This is a genomic window from Desulfopila sp. IMCC35006 (genome assembly GCF_005116645.1).
Lineage (GTDB): Bacteria > Desulfobacterota > Desulfobulbia > Desulfobulbales > Desulfocapsaceae > Desulforhopalus_A.
Map to the genome: position 1 here is coordinate 90,719 of NZ_SWCM01000012.1, position 15,828 is coordinate 106,546.

The window sequence follows — 15,828 nt, forward strand, 5'->3', positions numbered from 1 at the left end:
CGAAGGACGGTGGACATCAGGTTAACGTTTTGCGGTGGTCGCAGGTAGAATCCGGACTGCACCTTTATCTGCGGAGGCGGCAAAAAGCGCGTAGGCCTGCAGTGCCGTGCTGATGCTTCTTTTTCTGTCAATCGGGGTGAATGCGGTGGGGCCTTTCGCCTGCTCTTTTTGTCTTCGGATATCGAGTTCCGCGTCGCTGAGAGCTACATTAATTCTTCTCGCCGGGATGTCGATATCAATTCGGTCTCCGTCTATAAGCAGGGCAATAGCCCCCCCCGCCGCCGCCTCCGGGGAAACATGGCCGATAGAAAGTCCCGAGGTGCCGCCGGAGAATCTGCCGTCGGTTATCAGGGCGCACTCGGCGCCGAGATGGATCGACTTCAGGTAAGAGGTGGGGTAGAGCATTTCCTGCATGCCGGGTCCTCCTTTGGGCCCTTCATAGCGAATGACGATCACGTCGCCGGCCTTGATTTTACCGCCCAGAATGGCATCGCAGGCAGTTTCCTGGGAGGAGAACACCCGCGCGGTTCCGGAAAATTTAAAGATCGACGGATCGACTCCGGCGGTTTTAACGATGCAGCCGTTTGTCGCAATATTGCCAAAGAGGACGGCAAGACCGCCATCCTTGCTGTAGCAATGGGCCATATCCCTGATGCAGCCGTTATTGCGGTCGAGATCAGCCTCTTTATACATGGTACTCTGGGAGCCCATAACCAGATTCAGCCCGGTGGAAGCCGGGGCGCTCAGATACAGGGTTTCCGCCTCCTTGCTGTGGCTGTCTCGGCAAATGTCCCAGATGTCGAGAGTTTCCTGCAGGCTCGGGCTGTCAACCCGGTGCACCGTTGGGTCGATGAGGCCAGCCCGGTCGAGTTCACCGAGGATGGCCATGATCCCTCCGGCCCGGTTGACATCCTCAACATGGTAGGTGGAGGAGGGGGAAACCTTGCACAGATTCGGCACCTTGCGGGACAGCCTGTCAATATCGGCCATGGTGAAATCGACGCCCGCCTCATGGGCAATAGCCAGCAGGTGCAGCACCGTGTTGGTCGAACCGCCCATGGCGATATCGAGGGTCATGGAGTTCATAAAGGCATTTTTGGTGGCGATAGACCGCGGCAGGACCGAGCTGTCTTCGTTGTCGTACCAGGCGGAGGCCATGGTGACGATCCTTTCGGCTGCCCGTTCGAAGAGCAGTTTGCGATTGGCATGGGTGGCGACGACCGTGCCATTGCCGGGCAGGGCCAGGCCGAGGGCCTCGTTCAGGCAGTTCATGGAATTGGCGGTGAACATGCCCGAGCAGCAGCCGCAGGTCGGGCAGGCGCAGCGTTCTACCCGGTTTATTTCTTCGTCGCTCACGTCACTGTCGGCGGCCATGACCATGGCGTTGACCAGATCATACCGCTTGTCGCCGTCAACTCCGGCCTCCATAGGTCCACCGGAGACAAAGATGGTCGGGATGTTCAGGCGCATGGCGGCCATCAGCATGCCGGGGGTTATCTTGTCGCAGTTACTGATGCAGATCATCGCATCGACGGTGTGGGCGTTGCACATATACTCGACGCTGTCGGCGATCAGATCACGCGACGGCAGGGAGTAGAGCATTCCGGAATGGCCCATGGCAATACCGTCATCGATGGCGATGGTATTGAATTCGGCGGCGAAACAACCCGCCCTGGCGATGATTTTTTTCAGATGCTGGCCGATTTCATGGAGGTGAACGTGGCCGGGGACAAACTGGGTAAAAGAGTTGACGATGCCGATAATCGGTTTGCCGAACTGTTCTTCTTTGACCCCGTTGGCCCGCCAGAGGCTTCTGGCACCGGCCATTCGTCGTCCTTCGGTTGTCGTCGCACTGCGTAATGGAATTGCCATGATAATACTCCGGTATATCGTAAATTCGTAATGGGAAGAAATATGAGGGAAAACGAAAAAAAGCTTGCAACCCTTTCTAGATTAGAGACAATATATATGAAAACAGGTGGTAGTGCACAATTTTTCAAGGAAATATAATGAAAAAGACGGAAATAGATTACTGGATAGCGGCAATGTTGGAGTCTCAGAGCAACGTCTCGGATCTTAACATAACTGTGGGTAAATCTTTACAGGTCGAGTCTGCCGGAGTGCTTGTCCCCGTTGATGTCGTGCCGCCGGTAACCGAACTCACCCCTTTTCAGACGGAAACTTTCGCCCTGAATCTGATCGGCAACAACCGCAGGCTGCTGAAGGATCTTGTCGAAAAAGGCTCGTGTGACCTGTCGTATTCCCTTTCCGATAAAGCCAGATTCAGGGTAAATATTTTCACCCAGAAGGGGTATTTTACCACCGTCTTGAGAAAACTCGAAACGGAAGTCCCCTCAATAGAAGGCATGCAGTTCCCGGAGGCATTCGGCAAGATGGCCGCCGACCTGAACGGGCTGATCCTGTTCACCGGAGCCACCGGTACGGGAAAAACAACGTCGCTTGCCGCTTTGTTGAACCGGATCAATCACGAGCGGCCAGTGCATGTGGTGACCCTGGAAGACCCTATCGAATATATTCATGAGCAGCGCAAGGCCACCTTTAATCAACGTGAATTAGGCAACGACTTCAGTAGCTTTGCCGGAGGGATGCGGGCGGCGCTGCGACAGGCCCCGAAAGTTATCCTGGTCGGTGAGATGCGCGACCGCGAGACGATGGAGATTGGTCTTACTGCGGCGGAAACCGGGCATCTGGTGCTCTCCACTCTGCATACTATCGATGCCGGTCAGACAATCAACCGTATCCTGGGTATGTTTGAGCAGGATGAACAGCCGCAGATCCGCAACCGGCTGGTCGATACGATTCGCTGGATTGTCAGCCAGCGACTGCTGCCCCGCGTTGGCGGCGGCCGGGTTGCGGCAATGGAAATTCTGTGCACCAGCTTGCGGGTCAAGGATCTGATCCTGAACGGGGAGACGGAAGAAAAAACCTTTTACAATATCATCAGTGAGGGCTCTGCACTCGATATGCGGACCTTTGATCAGCATATTCTCGAGCTGTACAGCCGGGGCATTATAACAGAAAAGAGCGCCATCACCTACTGTTCGCATCGGGCCGAAATGAATCGCGGGCTCGACCGCATTAAAGCGGAACGGGGTGAGGCGACAACCAGTCTGACGGATCTGGCCATGGAAGAAGAAGAACAAGAAGGGTATGGCTACTACGGCCGATGATGGTGAGGAGACTATGATAGTACATTGTCCGAATTGCGATAAACAGCTGAAGTTGACTGATAAAATATGGGACAGCGTTCAACAGCTGGGGCCTGGCAAGAAGATAAAGGTCAAATGTGTCCACTGCGCTCTTCCGTTTGGCCTGGATGTGAGCAGCTTGAAGCAGGCTCGTTCCGGTCATCATCAGGCTCACCCTGCATCGGACACCTCTTCTTTGGGGGGCAGGGTCAGACCACCGGCTCCGCCGAATGTCGAGTGGTTGGCGGATGGCACTTTTGACGAAAAAGAAGTTGTCGAAGATATACCGCGAGCGCTGGTGCTCATGCCGGAGTCGGTAAACCGGGACGCGGTGGTTCAGGCGGCAACGATTTTTGGCTATCGCGTCGAGCAGGCCCTGACGGCCGAGGAAGCTATCGAAAATATGCGGTTTGTAAACTATGCCGCAGTTTTTCTCCATGAGCATTTTGAACCCGGGGGGATCGGCTCGGGGAAATTTCATCAGTTTATGCGGATGATGAACATGTCGCGCCGCCGCTACATCTTCTATGTGCTGCTCGGCGGACAGTTCCGGACCCTGTATGATCTGCAGGCCCTGGCCTGCTCGGTCAATCTTGTGGTCAACGACACTGAAATCCCTTTTATCGGCACCGTGCTGAAAAAAGCGATTCCAGAATTCGAAACTTTATTCGGGCCATTGATGGAGGAGTTGCAGGTAGTTGGCAAATAGAGTAATTTAAACCCTATTGAGCTGTGAATATTCCCGCCCGAACGTGATTTCTGCTAGTTTGTCGTTCGTTTGCGCCACTCCTCTTACTGGTCGCAGTCTGTTTCGACCTGTCCTTTTCACCTGTCTCCTGTTGCAGCTCCGGACCGATTTTGTCTGTCTGTACAGGGCAGGTCCGGCTCGATTTTTTAACCAACCGCGCCGGAGCTACTATTTGGTTACACGCTGAGCATAGAATGAAAAAAACAATCCTTGCCGTAGGAAAAAAAATCAGGAACCTCGTCCAGGCTGGAAAACACCGGTACGGCAGATTCGGTAACTTATTCGGCCGTCCAGATCCGGTTTTGGAAAACGAGCAGCCCGTTTTGGCCGAGGTTCCAGCAAGACGCACTGCAGAGCAGAGAGCAGGCACGAATAAAGTCTCTGACCAGCATGCCGTGCCGGTTGCGAAGCAGGGCAAGTATCGGGCCCCGGAAAAATCCAGACAGAAACCGGCCTGGAGCCTGGACGATTTTCCGGTCGTCCCGGCAGAGGGAAAGAGTCGTTTTCACGATTACCCAATTCCCCTGCCGGTGATGCAGGCTATAGCCGATCAAAAATTCGAGTATTGTACTCCCATCCAGGAGAAGTCGCTGGAGTCCGTTCTGGCCGGCAAAGATCTCGTCGGTAAAGCCAATACCGGCACCGGGAAAACGGCTGTTTTTCTGATTGCTGTTTTATCCAGGCTGCTGTCCGACAAGAAAACCGGCAAAGGGAATGTGCGGGCATTGGTGCTGGCGCCCACCCGCGAACTGGTCAGTCAGATAGCCAAGGAAGGGCAGGCCTTCGCCAAATACTGCAATCTGTCCGTGAGAGCCGTCTACGGCGGTGTCGATTACCAGAAGCAGATGGATTATCTGCAGAACAAGCAGTGCGATCTGCTGGTTGCCACTCCGGGCCGGCTCATTGATTTTATGAATAAAAGGGTCGTCGACCTGAGCAGCTGCCAGATTTTAGTCCTCGATGAGGCGGACCGAATGCTCGACATGGGATTTATTCCCGATGTTCGCCGAATTGTCGGTCGCCTGCCGGCCAAAAAAGATCGGCAGACCATGCTCTTTTCCGCCACTGTCTCAGAGGACGTACAGCGTCTTGCGTCACAGTGGAGTGTGCAGCCGAAGGTGGTTGAAGCGGAGCCTGAGCAGGTGGCCGTTGATACGGTGGAGCAGATAGTCTATCTGGTTACGGCGGAAGAAAAATATGCCGTTTTGTACAATCTCATTCAACAGAATCCGGACGACCGGATCATTGTTTTCGCCAATATGAAAAATGAGACGAAGCGATTGGCCAATCGTCTGCAGCGAAACAATATCGACTGTGTATTGTTGTCCGGTGATGTCGACCAGAATAAACGCATGACCCGCCTTGAAAATTTCCGGTCCGGCAAGGTAAAAGTTCTCGTCGCAACCGATGTCGCCGGCCGGGGTATCCATATTGATGGCATCACTTTCGTTGTCAACTATACGCTGCCCTATGAACCGGAAGATTATGTCCATCGTATCGGCCGGACCGGAAGGGCCGGAGCCAACGGCAAGGCGGTAAGTTTTGCCTGCGAGGAAGGATCGTTTTACCTGCCGGCCATAGAGGAGTTCATTAATAAAAAGTTTGACTGTGTCCTGCCTGAAGAGACCCTTCTTGCTCCCCCGCCCAAGGGGCAGGACAAAAAACTTGAATCAGATGGTCAACCGCCGCGCCCGAAACGGAAGAAATCGGGAAGCAGGAATTACCCTCGAGGCAGACGAGGGAGCGAAAAGAAAACAGCATAGATACTTTTTGAAAATTAAAAAAATGAACAGAAAAAATATCCTCTTCTGCAAGAAGTTGTTGTCCTATCGTTGAAAAATTGCTATAAAGTGTGGTTCGTATATATAAAGGTTGCTCCCGCAACAGGGGGTAGCCTTATTTTCTTTTTACCTCCGCAGGCTTGTTGTGCGGGGTAAAATAACCTTTACCATTTGGCCTCTGGTCTACAGGAAGAGTAAAATCCATGACAGAACAACTTAATCAATCAACCCAGGACAGCAGTGAAGAGATGAGCTTTGCCGATCTCTTTGAAATGGAAGAAAACAACAAGGTAGTCGCCGTGGGAGATGTTGCCATGGGCACTATTATCGGCACGGTGGACGACTATCTCCTTGTTGATGTTGGCGATAAAGCGGAGAGTTATATCGCCAAATCGGAATTCCGCCTGGAAGATGGTGAGGAAATCAAAATTGGTGACGTATTCGAGGTGTTCGTAGAGCGCCGTAAGGAAGAAGGCGGACTCCTGCTGTCGAGAGAAAAGGCTATTGCCATAAAAGTCTGGGAAAGAATCGCAGAAATTCAGGAAGCTGACGAGACGATTTCCGGTAAGATCGAGAGCCGTGTCAAAGGCGGCATGTCAGTCGATATCGGTGTTCCCGCCTTCCTGCCGTATTCCCAGATTGATCTTCGTCCGGTGAAAGACCTTGACGCCCTGATCGGCGAGTCGATGGACTTCAAGATTTTGAAGTTCAATAAAAAGAGAAACAATGTTGTTATTTCCCGTCGGGCTATTCTCGAAGAGGAGCGAAACAAGCTTCGCGAGGAGATGCGTTCCAAACTGGAAGAAGGGCAGATTATCAAGGGGGCCATTACCAATATTACCGATTACGGTCTCTTTATCGACATGGGCGGCATGGACGGACTCTGTCATATCACCGACCTTTCCTGGGGACGGGTCTCACATCCGGCTAAACTCTATAAAGTCGGTGAGGAGCTGGAAGTCAAAGTCCTCAAGTATGATAAAGAGCATGATCGCGTGTCTCTGGGTGTGAAGCAGCTTCGTGATGATCCATGGGCGACTGTCACCGAGAGGTATCCGGTGAACCAGACGACCAAAGGCAAGGTTGTATCCATTACTGATTACGGTGTCTTTGTCGAGCTGGAAGAAGGCGTCGAAGGTCTGATCCATGTCTCTGAGATGACCTGGTCGAAGAAACCCCGTCATCCATCCAAGATGGTTTCAGTCGGCGATGAAGTCGAAGTCATGGTCCTGAATATCGAGACCGAGACCAAGCGTATCTCCCTCGGCATGAAACAGCTCCAGCCGAATCCATGGGATCTGGTCACCGATAACTATCCGGTAGGTTCCGTTATTGAAGGGAAAATTAAAAATATTACCGACTTTGGTGTTTTCATCGGCATCGAAGAGGGCATTGACGGGTTGATCCATGTCTCTGACCTGTCCTGGACCGAGCGGATCAAGCATCCCTCTGAGAAGTACGCCAAAGGCGAGACCATCCAGGCTGTCGTTTTGAAGATCGATAAAGAAAATGAGCGATTTTCCCTCGGTATCAAGCAACTTGTTCCCGATCCATGGCAGGCAGCCTATAACAACTATCCTTCAGGGACCGTTGTTGAAGGTGAGATTACCAACGTCACTGATTTTGGGGTCTTCGTGAAGCTGGAAGAGGGTATTGAAGGCCTTGTTCATGTCTCCGAACTCAGCAAAGACAAGGTGAAAACTCCGGTTGGCATGTATCAGGTCGGAGATACCTTGAAGGCAATCGTCATTAATGTCTCCGCCAAAGATCGCAAGATTGGTCTTTCCGTCAAAACTCTTGAGGGGGATGATGAAGAGGTCGCGGTGGAGAAATTTAAAAAAGCCGAGAAGGTTGCTGCCGAGTCGGCACCCTCCACTTTCGGTGATCTGTTGAAAGCGGCTGCCGAAGGCACCGATTCTAACGATAACGACTAGGAACCAGCCTGATTTAAGGGCTTGGAATGCAGCTGAAAGGTTGTCTTGCCGAAGATCCGGCAGGACAACCTTTTTTTATACTTTCATGGGGACAGGCTTTACGGTTGTCTCTGGTAACACATTTATTATTTGTTATTAGGTATGTTGAAAAAAGATTTAGTAGACAAAGTAAGCGGTGAACTTTCCATGCAGAAACAGGATGTCAGTCTGGCGGTAGACATCATGCTGGAAACAATGGCTGCGGCCCTGGTGGAAGAGAGACGTATCGAGTTACGCGGATTTGGCAGTTTTTCGGTAAGAGCGAGAAAGCCGCGTTCAACCAAAAACCCCCGAACCGGTAAAATTATGGATATTCCGGATCGGAAGACCCTGCATTTCACCATGAGCAAGTCGCTCAAAGAAGCACTTATCAGCGAAAAGGAGTGACGTCTCCCTTGCCGACGCGGAGAACTTCCGGAACGTCGCTGGTCAGATCGATAACGGACGATGGGTTGGGGAAGATAGGGCCGCCATCGACGATGAGTTCTATCCTGTTGCCAAGATATTCTTCAATGGCAAACGGTTCGCTAAGCAGCGTCTCATCGTCTTCCAGCTGAACGCTTGTATTGACGATGGGATTGCCCAGGGTCTCAAGCAGAAGTCTACTGATTGGATGACTCGATACCCGGATGCCGACGGTCTTTTGCTTGGTGGCCATGATTTTTGGAACCAGTTTTGTGCCCGGCAGGACAATAGTATACGGGCCGGGCAGGTTCTTTTTCATGAGCCGGTAAGCAGTGTTTGACACGTGGGCATACTGGCTGATATCGGTCAGATCGCAGCACATGAAGGAGAAAGGCTTATCCTTTGGCCTTTTCTTTAGTTGTACCAGCTGCTTGATGGCTTTCTGGTTAAACAGGTCGCAACCGATTCCGTAGCCGGTATCGGTGGGATAACAGATTATGGCGCCGTTTTTGAGCACTTTGACAACCTGTTCGATCAGACGGAGTTGCGGGTTTATCGGGTTGATTTCAAGCAGCATGTTATCGAGCTTTCCTTTGGCCGCAGAGACGGACCATTCGCATTCTTTTCGTGGCAGATCTTCGTTATACCAGCAGGCATCTTACAAAGTGACATTTTTTCTCATCCCGGTATACGTAATGAAAACCTCGATCTGTCGCTTTATACAGATTAATTTCTCGCAAAAAAAACAAGAAATTAATTTGTAAGGTACCAAAGATGCTTTACTGTGCTAACTTAAAAAATTAAAGCATAATGTGAATAAGAAAAGGTGGCAGAGGTATCCTTTTTTCATTCACGCCCTGACAAGGAGGGGACATGTTACCAGATCATATAGAAACCGCACTCACATTTGATGACTTACTGCTCGTTCCAGCCGCTTCCGAAGTTTTACCCAACGAAGTAAACCTCGAAACTCGACTTACCGACACCATCTCTCTCAAGATCCCCCTGGCCAGTTCAGCGATGGACACCGTTACCGAGCATCGAACAGCTATAGCGATGGCCCGCGATGGTGGAATTGGCATAATTCATAAAAACATGACCATCGAGCAGCAGGCGATCGAGGTGGAACGGGTAAAAAAATCGGAATCCGGGATGATCATCGATCCGATTACCGTTACCCAGGATCAATCGGTTGGTGAAGTGCAGGAAATCATGAGTACCTATAAAATCTCCGGTCTGCCGGTCCTGCATGAAGGCAAACTGGTCGGGATTGTTACCAACCGTGACCTGCGCTTTGTGTCGGATGATGACCTGCGGGTCTCCGATGTCATGACTTCGAAAAATCTGGTGACTGCCAAGGTGGGCATTGATCTGGAGCATTCGAAGGCCCTGCTGCACGAATTTCGCATAGAAAAACTGCTGGTGGTGGATGATCTGGGTGGCTTGAAGGGGCTTATCACCATCAAGGATCTGGAGAAAATTAAAAAGTATCCGCAAGCCGCTAAAGATAAATTCGGCCGTCTGCTGGTCGGTGCAGCGCTCGGCGTCGGTGAAAATATTGAAAGCCAGGCGGCGATGCTGATGAAGGCCGGAGTCGACGTGGTTGTTGTCGATTCCGCCCATGGCCATTCGCGAGGCGTGCTGCGAGCCGTTGCCCGAGTGAAAGCAGCTTTTCCGCATCTTTCGGTTATTGCAGGCAATGTTGCAACGGGAGAGGGGACGGAAGACCTGATCAAGGCCGGGGCGAATGGTGTTAAAGTCGGTATCGGTCCAGGTTCTATCTGCACCACCCGCGTCGTTGCCGGAGTCGGCGTTCCACAGATGACCGCTTTGCAAAAGTGCGTCAAGGTAGCCAATAAATATAACATCCCGATAATTGCCGATGGCGGTATAAAATATTCCGGTGACCTGGCCAAGGCTATCGGGGCTGGTGCCAGTACCGTCATGCTCGGCAGCCTTTTTGCCGGTACCGATGAAACACCAGGGGACACTTTCCTCTATCAGGGACGGACGTACAAGGGGTATCGGGGCATGGGATCGCTGGGGGCAATGAGTCAGAATCAGGGTTCCGCCGACCGTTACTTCCAATCGGAAGTATCCGCCACGTCAAAACTGGTTCCGGAGGGAATCGAAGGGAAGGTTCCCTATCGTGGACCGCTGTCGACGGTTATCTATCAGATGATCGGCGGGCTTCGATCGGGCATGGGGTATGTCGGCGCCGCGACCATTGCCGAGTTGCAGCAGAAGGCCCAGTTTGTCCGGATTTCTCCGGCGGGCCTGCGAGAATCCCATGTGCATGATGTCATAATTACCAAGGAAGCGCCGAATTACCGAAGTGCATAACTGAAGGCGATGTAAAAACTGCCCCCAAGGCATAGGGCAATATTTCTCTGCGTTGTAGCGGGTCTGCAGGACATGCTTTGTGGGGGTACGTCTGGCATAACAAGCGTTGCCCGGCCACGCTTGACGTATCGTTTTTGCGGATGCATCACATTGATACATGATTGGCAATATTATTGAGGAGAAGACAGGAGAATCCATGGATATTCATAGCGAAAAAATTATCATCCTTGATTTCGGGTCGCAGACCACCCAACTGATCGCCAGACGAATCAGGGAGCAAAAGGTGTATAGTGAAATTCATCCTTTCTCCATATCCCTGGATAAGCTTAAAGCGCTGCGCCCATCGGGAATTGTCCTGTCCGGCGGTCCCTGCTCCGTCTATGATGCAGATGCCCCCCATTCCGACGCCGGGCTCTTTGAACTCGGTATTCCGGTGCTCGGCATCTGTTACGGAGCCCAGTTGATGTTGCAGCAGTTGGGCGGCAAAGTTGAAACCGCAGAAAAACGCGAGTTTGGCAAGGCGGAACTGACGGTCAAAGATACTACCGGACTTTTTGCCGGGCTGGAAATAAATGGGATGAAGCACCAGGTCTGGATGAGCCATGGCGATCGTGTCGAGGTTATTCCCGAGGGGTTTATGGCGACTGCAGTCAGCGAAAATTCGCCGTTTGCAGCACTGCGGCATAAAGTTCAGCCATTTTTTGGTGTCCAGTTTCATCCCGAGGTGGCACATACCCTTATTGGCACCGATGTCTTGCGTAATTTTATCTTCGGTATCTGCAACTGTCGGCCAGAATGGACGATGCACTCGTTCATAGAACAAAATGTTCAGGTTATTCGCGAGAAAATAGGCAAAGACAATGTTATCTGCGCTCTCTCGGGTGGTGTCGACAGCTCGGTGGTGGCGGCGATCATTCATCGGGCGGTAGGCGATCAACTGACCTGTATCTATGTGAATAACGGCTTGATGCGCACCGGTGAAACCGGATCGATTCTGCGCTTTTTTAAAGAAAAAAGCAAGCTGAAGGTCATTGATATCGATGCAACGGATTACTTTCTCGGTGAGCTTGCCGGAGTAGAGGACCCGGAGATTAAACGGAAGCGAATCGGTCTTGGGTTCATCAAAATATTTGAGGAAGAGGCCAAAAAAATAGGCCAGGTGAAGTATCTCGCCCAGGGGACACTCTACCCTGACGTCATTGAATCGGTTAGTTTTCGAGGCGAAGCGCCGATCAAATCCCATCACAATGTGGGTGGTCTGCCGGACATTATGCAGCTCGATCTTATTGAACCCCTGCGTGAACTGTTCAAGGATGAAGTCCGTGAGCTCGGTCTGGAACTGGGGCTGCCGGAGGAGGCGATCTATCGGCAGCCTTTCCCGGGACCAGGGCTTGGCATCAGGATCATGGGGGAGGTGACGGCCGAACGGTTGCGTATTCTGCGGCAGGCCGATGTGATCGTGCTCGAAGAGATGCGCAAAGCCGGCTGGTACCGGAAGGTATGGCAATCCTTTGCCGTGCTTCTGCCAATTCAGACGGTAGGTGTTATGGGCGATGGCCGGACCTATGAACATGTCATCGCCATCCGTGCCGTTGATTCACGTGATGCCATGACTGCCGACTGGACCAGATTGCCGTATGAAATATTGAGTGAAATCTCCAGCCGCATTATCAATGAGGTACGGGGCGTCAACAGGGTTGTTTATGATATTTCCTCCAAGCCGCCGGCCACTATTGAGTGGGAATAATAGGTAGTCTTTTATGTAACCATCTCAAATTCGAGGTTTTTACCAACTCGTAACGAGTTTATCCTGATTGGTGGGTTGATAGACGTGACAATATGCTGAAAAGCGGAATTTATGTAGACGCGGAAAATATCCGAATGTGTGGTGGGTACGGCATGCGCTACGATGTGCTGGCCGAGCTCGGCAGCGTTGGCAACTCGACGCTGCTCCGGGCCAACTCCTATCTTGCCGAAGATCGGGAACGGACCAAGGACGACCCGGAGTATCGCCAAAAACTCTATCGATATCATAGTGTTATTCGTCAGTGTGGCTTCAAGGTCATCAAAAAATATGTCAAACACTTTGTTGATGACGAAGGTATTCTCACCACCAAGGCCAATGCCGATATGGATCTGGCCATTGACGCCCTGCTCCAGGCGAGAAACCTTGATCGGATCATCTTGCTTACCGGCGATGGTGATTTTATTCGTCTGGTTCTTGCCCTGCAGAATATGGGCTGTCGGGTGGAAGTGATTGGTTTTAATCATGTCAGCAATGATTTGAAAGAGGCTGCCGATAACTTTCTGTCAGGTTTTCTGATCCCCGGCCTTTTACCGATTATCGGGGAGAACAGGCAGCGAGGGATTCCGATCAATTATAATGCGGACAGGGGATTTGGCTTTATGCGTTATTATCGCCTTTCGTCGGAAGGCCTTTTGCCGCAGTCGGTTTTTTTTCATTGTTCAAAGGCTCAGGATATCAACGATTCGCTGTTTCTTGATTCGGCGAATATCTTTGAATTCACCATCGTCAAGAATCCGGACAACAGCGGTCGGACTGAAGCCTGGGATATTCAATCTATTGATGCATGACGGCGCATCGAATTGTCTCGCCGCCGGCTTTTATGAAAAAATTTTATGCCCCCGACGTACTTGACGCATTTTGCCAGGACCCATCCACCTGCAAGGTAACGGTTCTTGGTTCCGGCAATATTAACGATACCTACCTGGTTCAGGCCGGTTCCCAATCCTTTGTTCTGCAGAGAATCAACAGCGACGTGTTCAAGGAACCGCTGCGAGTCATCAATAATTTTCAAAAAGTCAGCAACCACCTCCTTCAATACAACAACAGGGCCGGACGACAATTACAGGTGGCCGAACCGGTGCTGACTACCGAAAACTGCTTATATTACCGTGACGATTCCGGCTCTTTCTGGCGAGCCCAGACGTATATCAAGCATAAAAATTATCGGGTTCTGACCAGTTCCGGGCAGGCGCGTCAGGTCGGCCGGGTACTGGCTTCTTTTCATCGCCGTATCAGCGAGTTAGATGTCCAGGGGCTGCATGACCCTCTGCCGGGCTTTCATTACCTGCCAGGTTATCTGCAAGAGTATGACAACGAGATGCTCAAGAGACCGACCGGCGCCGTTGCAGCCGGTGAAGTTCAGGCATGTATGGCAGCTGTTGAACGGTATCGCCTGCAGGCAGCAACTCTCGAAAACGCTAAAAACAGTGGTATTCTTACTCTCCAGCCAATCCATGGCGATCCGAAAGTAGATAACTTCGTCTTTAATGATCAAGGTGATGTGGATGGTCTGATCGATCTTGATACTGTGGCCATGGGCCTTGTGCATTACGATCTGGGAGATTGCCTGCGTTCCTGTTGCAACCGGTCAGGAGAAACGGGGACAGATGATGTCGTGGACCTGTTTGACATGACGTTCTGCCGGGCGCTGCTTGACGGCTATTTTTCCGGTTCCGCACCGCTGCTGACAAAAGAACAGTGCAACTATGTTTTTGATGGAGTGTTGCTGATCTGTTTTGAACTGGGCCTCCGTTTTTTTACCGATCATCTGCGCGGCAACCTTTATTTCAAAGTGCAGCAGGACGGCGACAATCTCTTTAAAGCTCTCCGGCAGTTCCGACTGGCCGATGCTATCGCTGAACGGGAATTGGAGATCCGGAAGATGGTGTTGGATTGTGGGCACTGACAGGCGATTGAATGAGCCGGGGATGATTAATAGCAAGCCACTAATCCCGCCCAAAAGCGTTGCGGGATTATTTTCAAGGCCCCTTGAGGGTACTCAGTTCAGTACTCGCTTGACGGGTACTCTCTTCAGTACTCGCTTGACGGGTATAAGTTCCTTCACGAAAAACTTCTCTTCTAAAGAGCACAAGAGAAGTTTTTCTAAGTCACTAAGCCCTATCCCATGCTTTCGATTGAATAGAGATACTGGCCGATGGTATCGGCCAGGTGCGGCTGGAGATTGACAAATTCGATGCCGATGCGGGTTTCGGCAGGGTCGATCTGCATATTTCTGACCGTGCCGTTGATCTGCTGTTCTTCTTTTATTCCCGGCAGCAGGCAGCGGAGGAGAATGGAGGTATTCAGGTCGATCTGCGGCAGAGGGATGCCGTTTTTATGTTTGATCAGATACAGTCCGCCGGTTGAACTCAGATCGACAAGGTTCCCATAAAGCTCCGGTTGTTGATGGATATGAAAGGTGCTGGGGATAAAAATTGAACTCCTCTTGGCTTTTCGCAGCTCATGATAGTGAATCGCCCCTGGATATTCCAAAAAGAGGAGCTGGGAGGGGGAATCGACCGCCTTGAGGAGTTGCGACTTGAACATCCATACCCGTCCTTTATGGACATATTTAATGACAATCCTTTGTTTTCCGCCGACCAGATCCTCCATATCGGACGAGGGCTGAGGATTGGTGGCAATCAGATAATTTTCCTGGAGCATGCCGACCATGACACTTTCAAACAGGGAGTCCAGGTGCGGAAATTCCAGCTGGAGCCGGGATCCGATCTCCAGAGGAATGCGCTTGCCGAGGGTTGACAGGTGTTGCAAGGGCAGTTGCAGCCTGTTTGCTGAAGACGCTTTGCTGTGCACCTTATTCCTTTCGCCGCCAAGACGAAAGGCTTCCATGATGATGGAAATCAGCGGTTTGTTAATCTGTCTCTTTCGCTGGCCGTTGAAGTAGCGTATTCTGATGACGGTTTCCTGCCAAGACAGGATGAGGTGTGCTGCCGCCTCCCCGGTGAAGTGTTTGGTTTCTGCACCGATCAGGGCGCCCTCCTTGACATAGAGGTGGCCGGTGTCATGCTGGCGATTGACCTGGAGAGTGCAGGTCTTTTCCTCAGTCTCGAGCATTTGCAGCAGACTATGGATGGGAATGCCTTTAACCGTTCCGCTGGTTGCCGAGTCGAGCAGTTCCCCGGCATGCATGAGCAGATTCGAAGTGTTAACCGGTTTTTCGAGACAGTGACTGGCCCCGCGCCGCATGGCTTCTTCCGGGATGTAGCCATCGTCTCTGGATAAGGCAATGCAGGGAATATAGGGAAACGTATGGGTGAGCAGTGAAAAATCTTCCAGGGAGCTGCTTTTCGGCAGGGAGAGGTCGCAGACGACCAGATCGACCTGCTGTTGAGACATGATTGTTATGGCTGCTCGTTCTTCTCTTGCGGTCAGGACGTTGATTTCTTGTTGCCAATGCTCAAAAAGACCGACCAGCGCCTTGAGTTCGACAGCTTCATTTTCGATGATGACGACGGTTTTCATGATAATGGGGTTCTGAGTTGAAGTCGGATGTAGAGGGCGTTATTCTTTTCACGGCTTCTCTTAGTATGCAGAAAATTCT

At 51.5% G+C, this 15,828-nt stretch carries 12 protein-coding genes; 9 read left to right on the top strand and 3 right to left on the bottom strand.

Annotated elements, in window-relative coordinates; translation table 11 throughout:
- Positions 1–21 precede the first annotated feature (21 nt).
- The gene (gene ilvD / locus FCL47_RS18390; RefSeq protein WP_136815101.1) at positions 22–1,872 is read right to left on the bottom strand and encodes a dihydroxy-acid dehydratase; all 1,851 of its coding nucleotides are present in this window, start codon (positions 1,870–1,872) and stop codon (positions 22–24) included.
- 137 nt (positions 1,873–2,009) lie between these two features.
- On the opposite strand from ilvD, the gene FCL47_RS18395 reads away from it, so the two are divergent.
- The 5 genes from FCL47_RS18395 (at position 2,010) to FCL47_RS18415 (ending at position 8,098) form a co-directional block, all read left to right on the top strand.
- Positions 2,010–3,191, top strand: a complete 1,182-nt coding sequence (locus tag FCL47_RS18395; RefSeq protein ID WP_136815102.1) for a type IV pilus twitching motility protein PilT — start codon at positions 2,010–2,012, stop codon at positions 3,189–3,191.
- Between the two features lie 13 nt (positions 3,192–3,204).
- On the top strand, positions 3,205–3,918 hold the full coding sequence (locus FCL47_RS18400) for a hypothetical protein (RefSeq protein ID WP_136815103.1): 714 nt from the start codon (positions 3,205–3,207) through the stop codon (positions 3,916–3,918).
- A gap of 233 nt (positions 3,919–4,151) precedes the next feature.
- On the top strand, positions 4,152–5,720 hold the full coding sequence (locus FCL47_RS18405) for a DEAD/DEAH box helicase (protein WP_136815104.1): 1,569 nt from the start codon (positions 4,152–4,154) through the stop codon (positions 5,718–5,720).
- A 221-nt stretch (positions 5,721–5,941) separates the two neighbouring features.
- Positions 5,942–7,672: a 30S ribosomal protein S1 gene (locus FCL47_RS18410; RefSeq protein WP_136815105.1), complete on the top strand. Its 1,731-nt coding sequence runs from the start codon at positions 5,942–5,944 to the stop codon at positions 7,670–7,672.
- 141 nt (positions 7,673–7,813) lie between these two features.
- On the top strand, positions 7,814–8,098 hold the full coding sequence (locus tag FCL47_RS18415) for an HU family DNA-binding protein (protein WP_136815106.1): 285 nt from the start codon (positions 7,814–7,816) through the stop codon (positions 8,096–8,098).
- On the opposite strand, the gene FCL47_RS18420 is transcribed toward FCL47_RS18415, so the two are convergent.
- Positions 8,082–8,693 (bottom strand): L-threonylcarbamoyladenylate synthase, encoded by a 612-nt coding sequence (locus FCL47_RS18420; protein ID WP_136815107.1) that lies wholly within the window; start codon positions 8,691–8,693, stop codon positions 8,082–8,084. The two genes, FCL47_RS18415 and FCL47_RS18420, sit on opposite strands and share 17 nt — an antisense overlap.
- A 296-nt stretch (positions 8,694–8,989) precedes the next feature.
- Between FCL47_RS18420 and guaB the strand changes: the two genes are divergently transcribed.
- From guaB to FCL47_RS18440, 4 genes are all read left to right on the top strand, one after another.
- Positions 8,990–10,459, top strand: a complete 1,470-nt coding sequence (gene guaB, locus FCL47_RS18425) for an IMP dehydrogenase (RefSeq protein ID WP_136815108.1) — start codon at positions 8,990–8,992, stop codon at positions 10,457–10,459.
- A 196-nt stretch (positions 10,460–10,655) separates the two neighbouring features.
- Positions 10,656–12,206, top strand: a complete 1,551-nt coding sequence (gene guaA, locus FCL47_RS18430; RefSeq protein ID WP_136815109.1) for a glutamine-hydrolyzing GMP synthase — start codon at positions 10,656–10,658, stop codon at positions 12,204–12,206.
- A 92-nt stretch (positions 12,207–12,298) separates the two neighbouring features.
- On the top strand, positions 12,299–13,054 hold the full coding sequence (locus FCL47_RS18435) for an NYN domain-containing protein (protein WP_136815110.1): 756 nt from the start codon (positions 12,299–12,301) through the stop codon (positions 13,052–13,054).
- Between the two features lie 32 nt (positions 13,055–13,086).
- Positions 13,087–14,172 carry a phosphotransferase enzyme family protein gene (locus tag FCL47_RS18440; protein ID WP_167496557.1) on the top strand — a complete coding sequence of 362 codons (1,086 nt, stop codon included), beginning with the start codon at positions 13,087–13,089 and terminating at the stop codon, positions 14,170–14,172.
- Between the two features lie 212 nt (positions 14,173–14,384).
- Here FCL47_RS18440 and FCL47_RS18445 read toward each other — a convergent pair whose 3' ends face one another.
- Positions 14,385–15,749, bottom strand: coding sequence for a response regulator (locus FCL47_RS18445; RefSeq protein WP_136815112.1), 1,365 nt, complete (start codon positions 15,747–15,749; stop codon positions 14,385–14,387).
- Positions 15,750–15,828: the final 79 nt, after the last annotated feature.

Excerpts from the sequence above, each read along its gene's own strand:
- FCL47_RS18395 (WP_136815102.1), top strand. The coding sequence starts at position 2,010 with ATGAAAAAGACGGAAATAGATTACTGGATAGCGGCAATGTTGGAGTCT.
- FCL47_RS18445 (WP_136815112.1), bottom strand. The coding sequence starts at position 15,749 with ATGAAAACCGTCGTCATCATCGAAAATGAAGCTGTCGAACTCAAGGCG.
- FCL47_RS18400 (WP_136815103.1), top strand. The coding sequence starts at position 3,205 with ATGATAGTACATTGTCCGAATTGCGATAAACAGCTGAAGTTGACTGAT.
- FCL47_RS18440 (WP_167496557.1), top strand. The coding sequence starts at position 13,087 with ATGAAAAAATTTTATGCCCCCGACGTACTTGACGCATTTTGCCAGGAC.
- guaA (WP_136815109.1), top strand. The coding sequence starts at position 10,656 with ATGGATATTCATAGCGAAAAAATTATCATCCTTGATTTCGGGTCGCAG.
- FCL47_RS18415 (WP_136815106.1), top strand. The coding sequence starts at position 7,814 with ATGTTGAAAAAAGATTTAGTAGACAAAGTAAGCGGTGAACTTTCCATG.
- FCL47_RS18435 (WP_136815110.1), top strand. The coding sequence starts at position 12,299 with ATGCTGAAAAGCGGAATTTATGTAGACGCGGAAAATATCCGAATGTGT.
- FCL47_RS18420 (WP_136815107.1), bottom strand. The coding sequence starts at position 8,693 with ATGCTGCTTGAAATCAACCCGATAAACCCGCAACTCCGTCTGATCGAA.
- FCL47_RS18410 (WP_136815105.1), top strand. The coding sequence starts at position 5,942 with ATGACAGAACAACTTAATCAATCAACCCAGGACAGCAGTGAAGAGATG.
- ilvD (WP_136815101.1), bottom strand. The coding sequence starts at position 1,872 with ATGGCAATTCCATTACGCAGTGCGACGACAACCGAAGGACGACGAATG.
- guaB (WP_136815108.1), top strand. The coding sequence starts at position 8,990 with ATGTTACCAGATCATATAGAAACCGCACTCACATTTGATGACTTACTG.
- FCL47_RS18405 (WP_136815104.1), top strand. The coding sequence starts at position 4,152 with ATGAAAAAAACAATCCTTGCCGTAGGAAAAAAAATCAGGAACCTCGTC.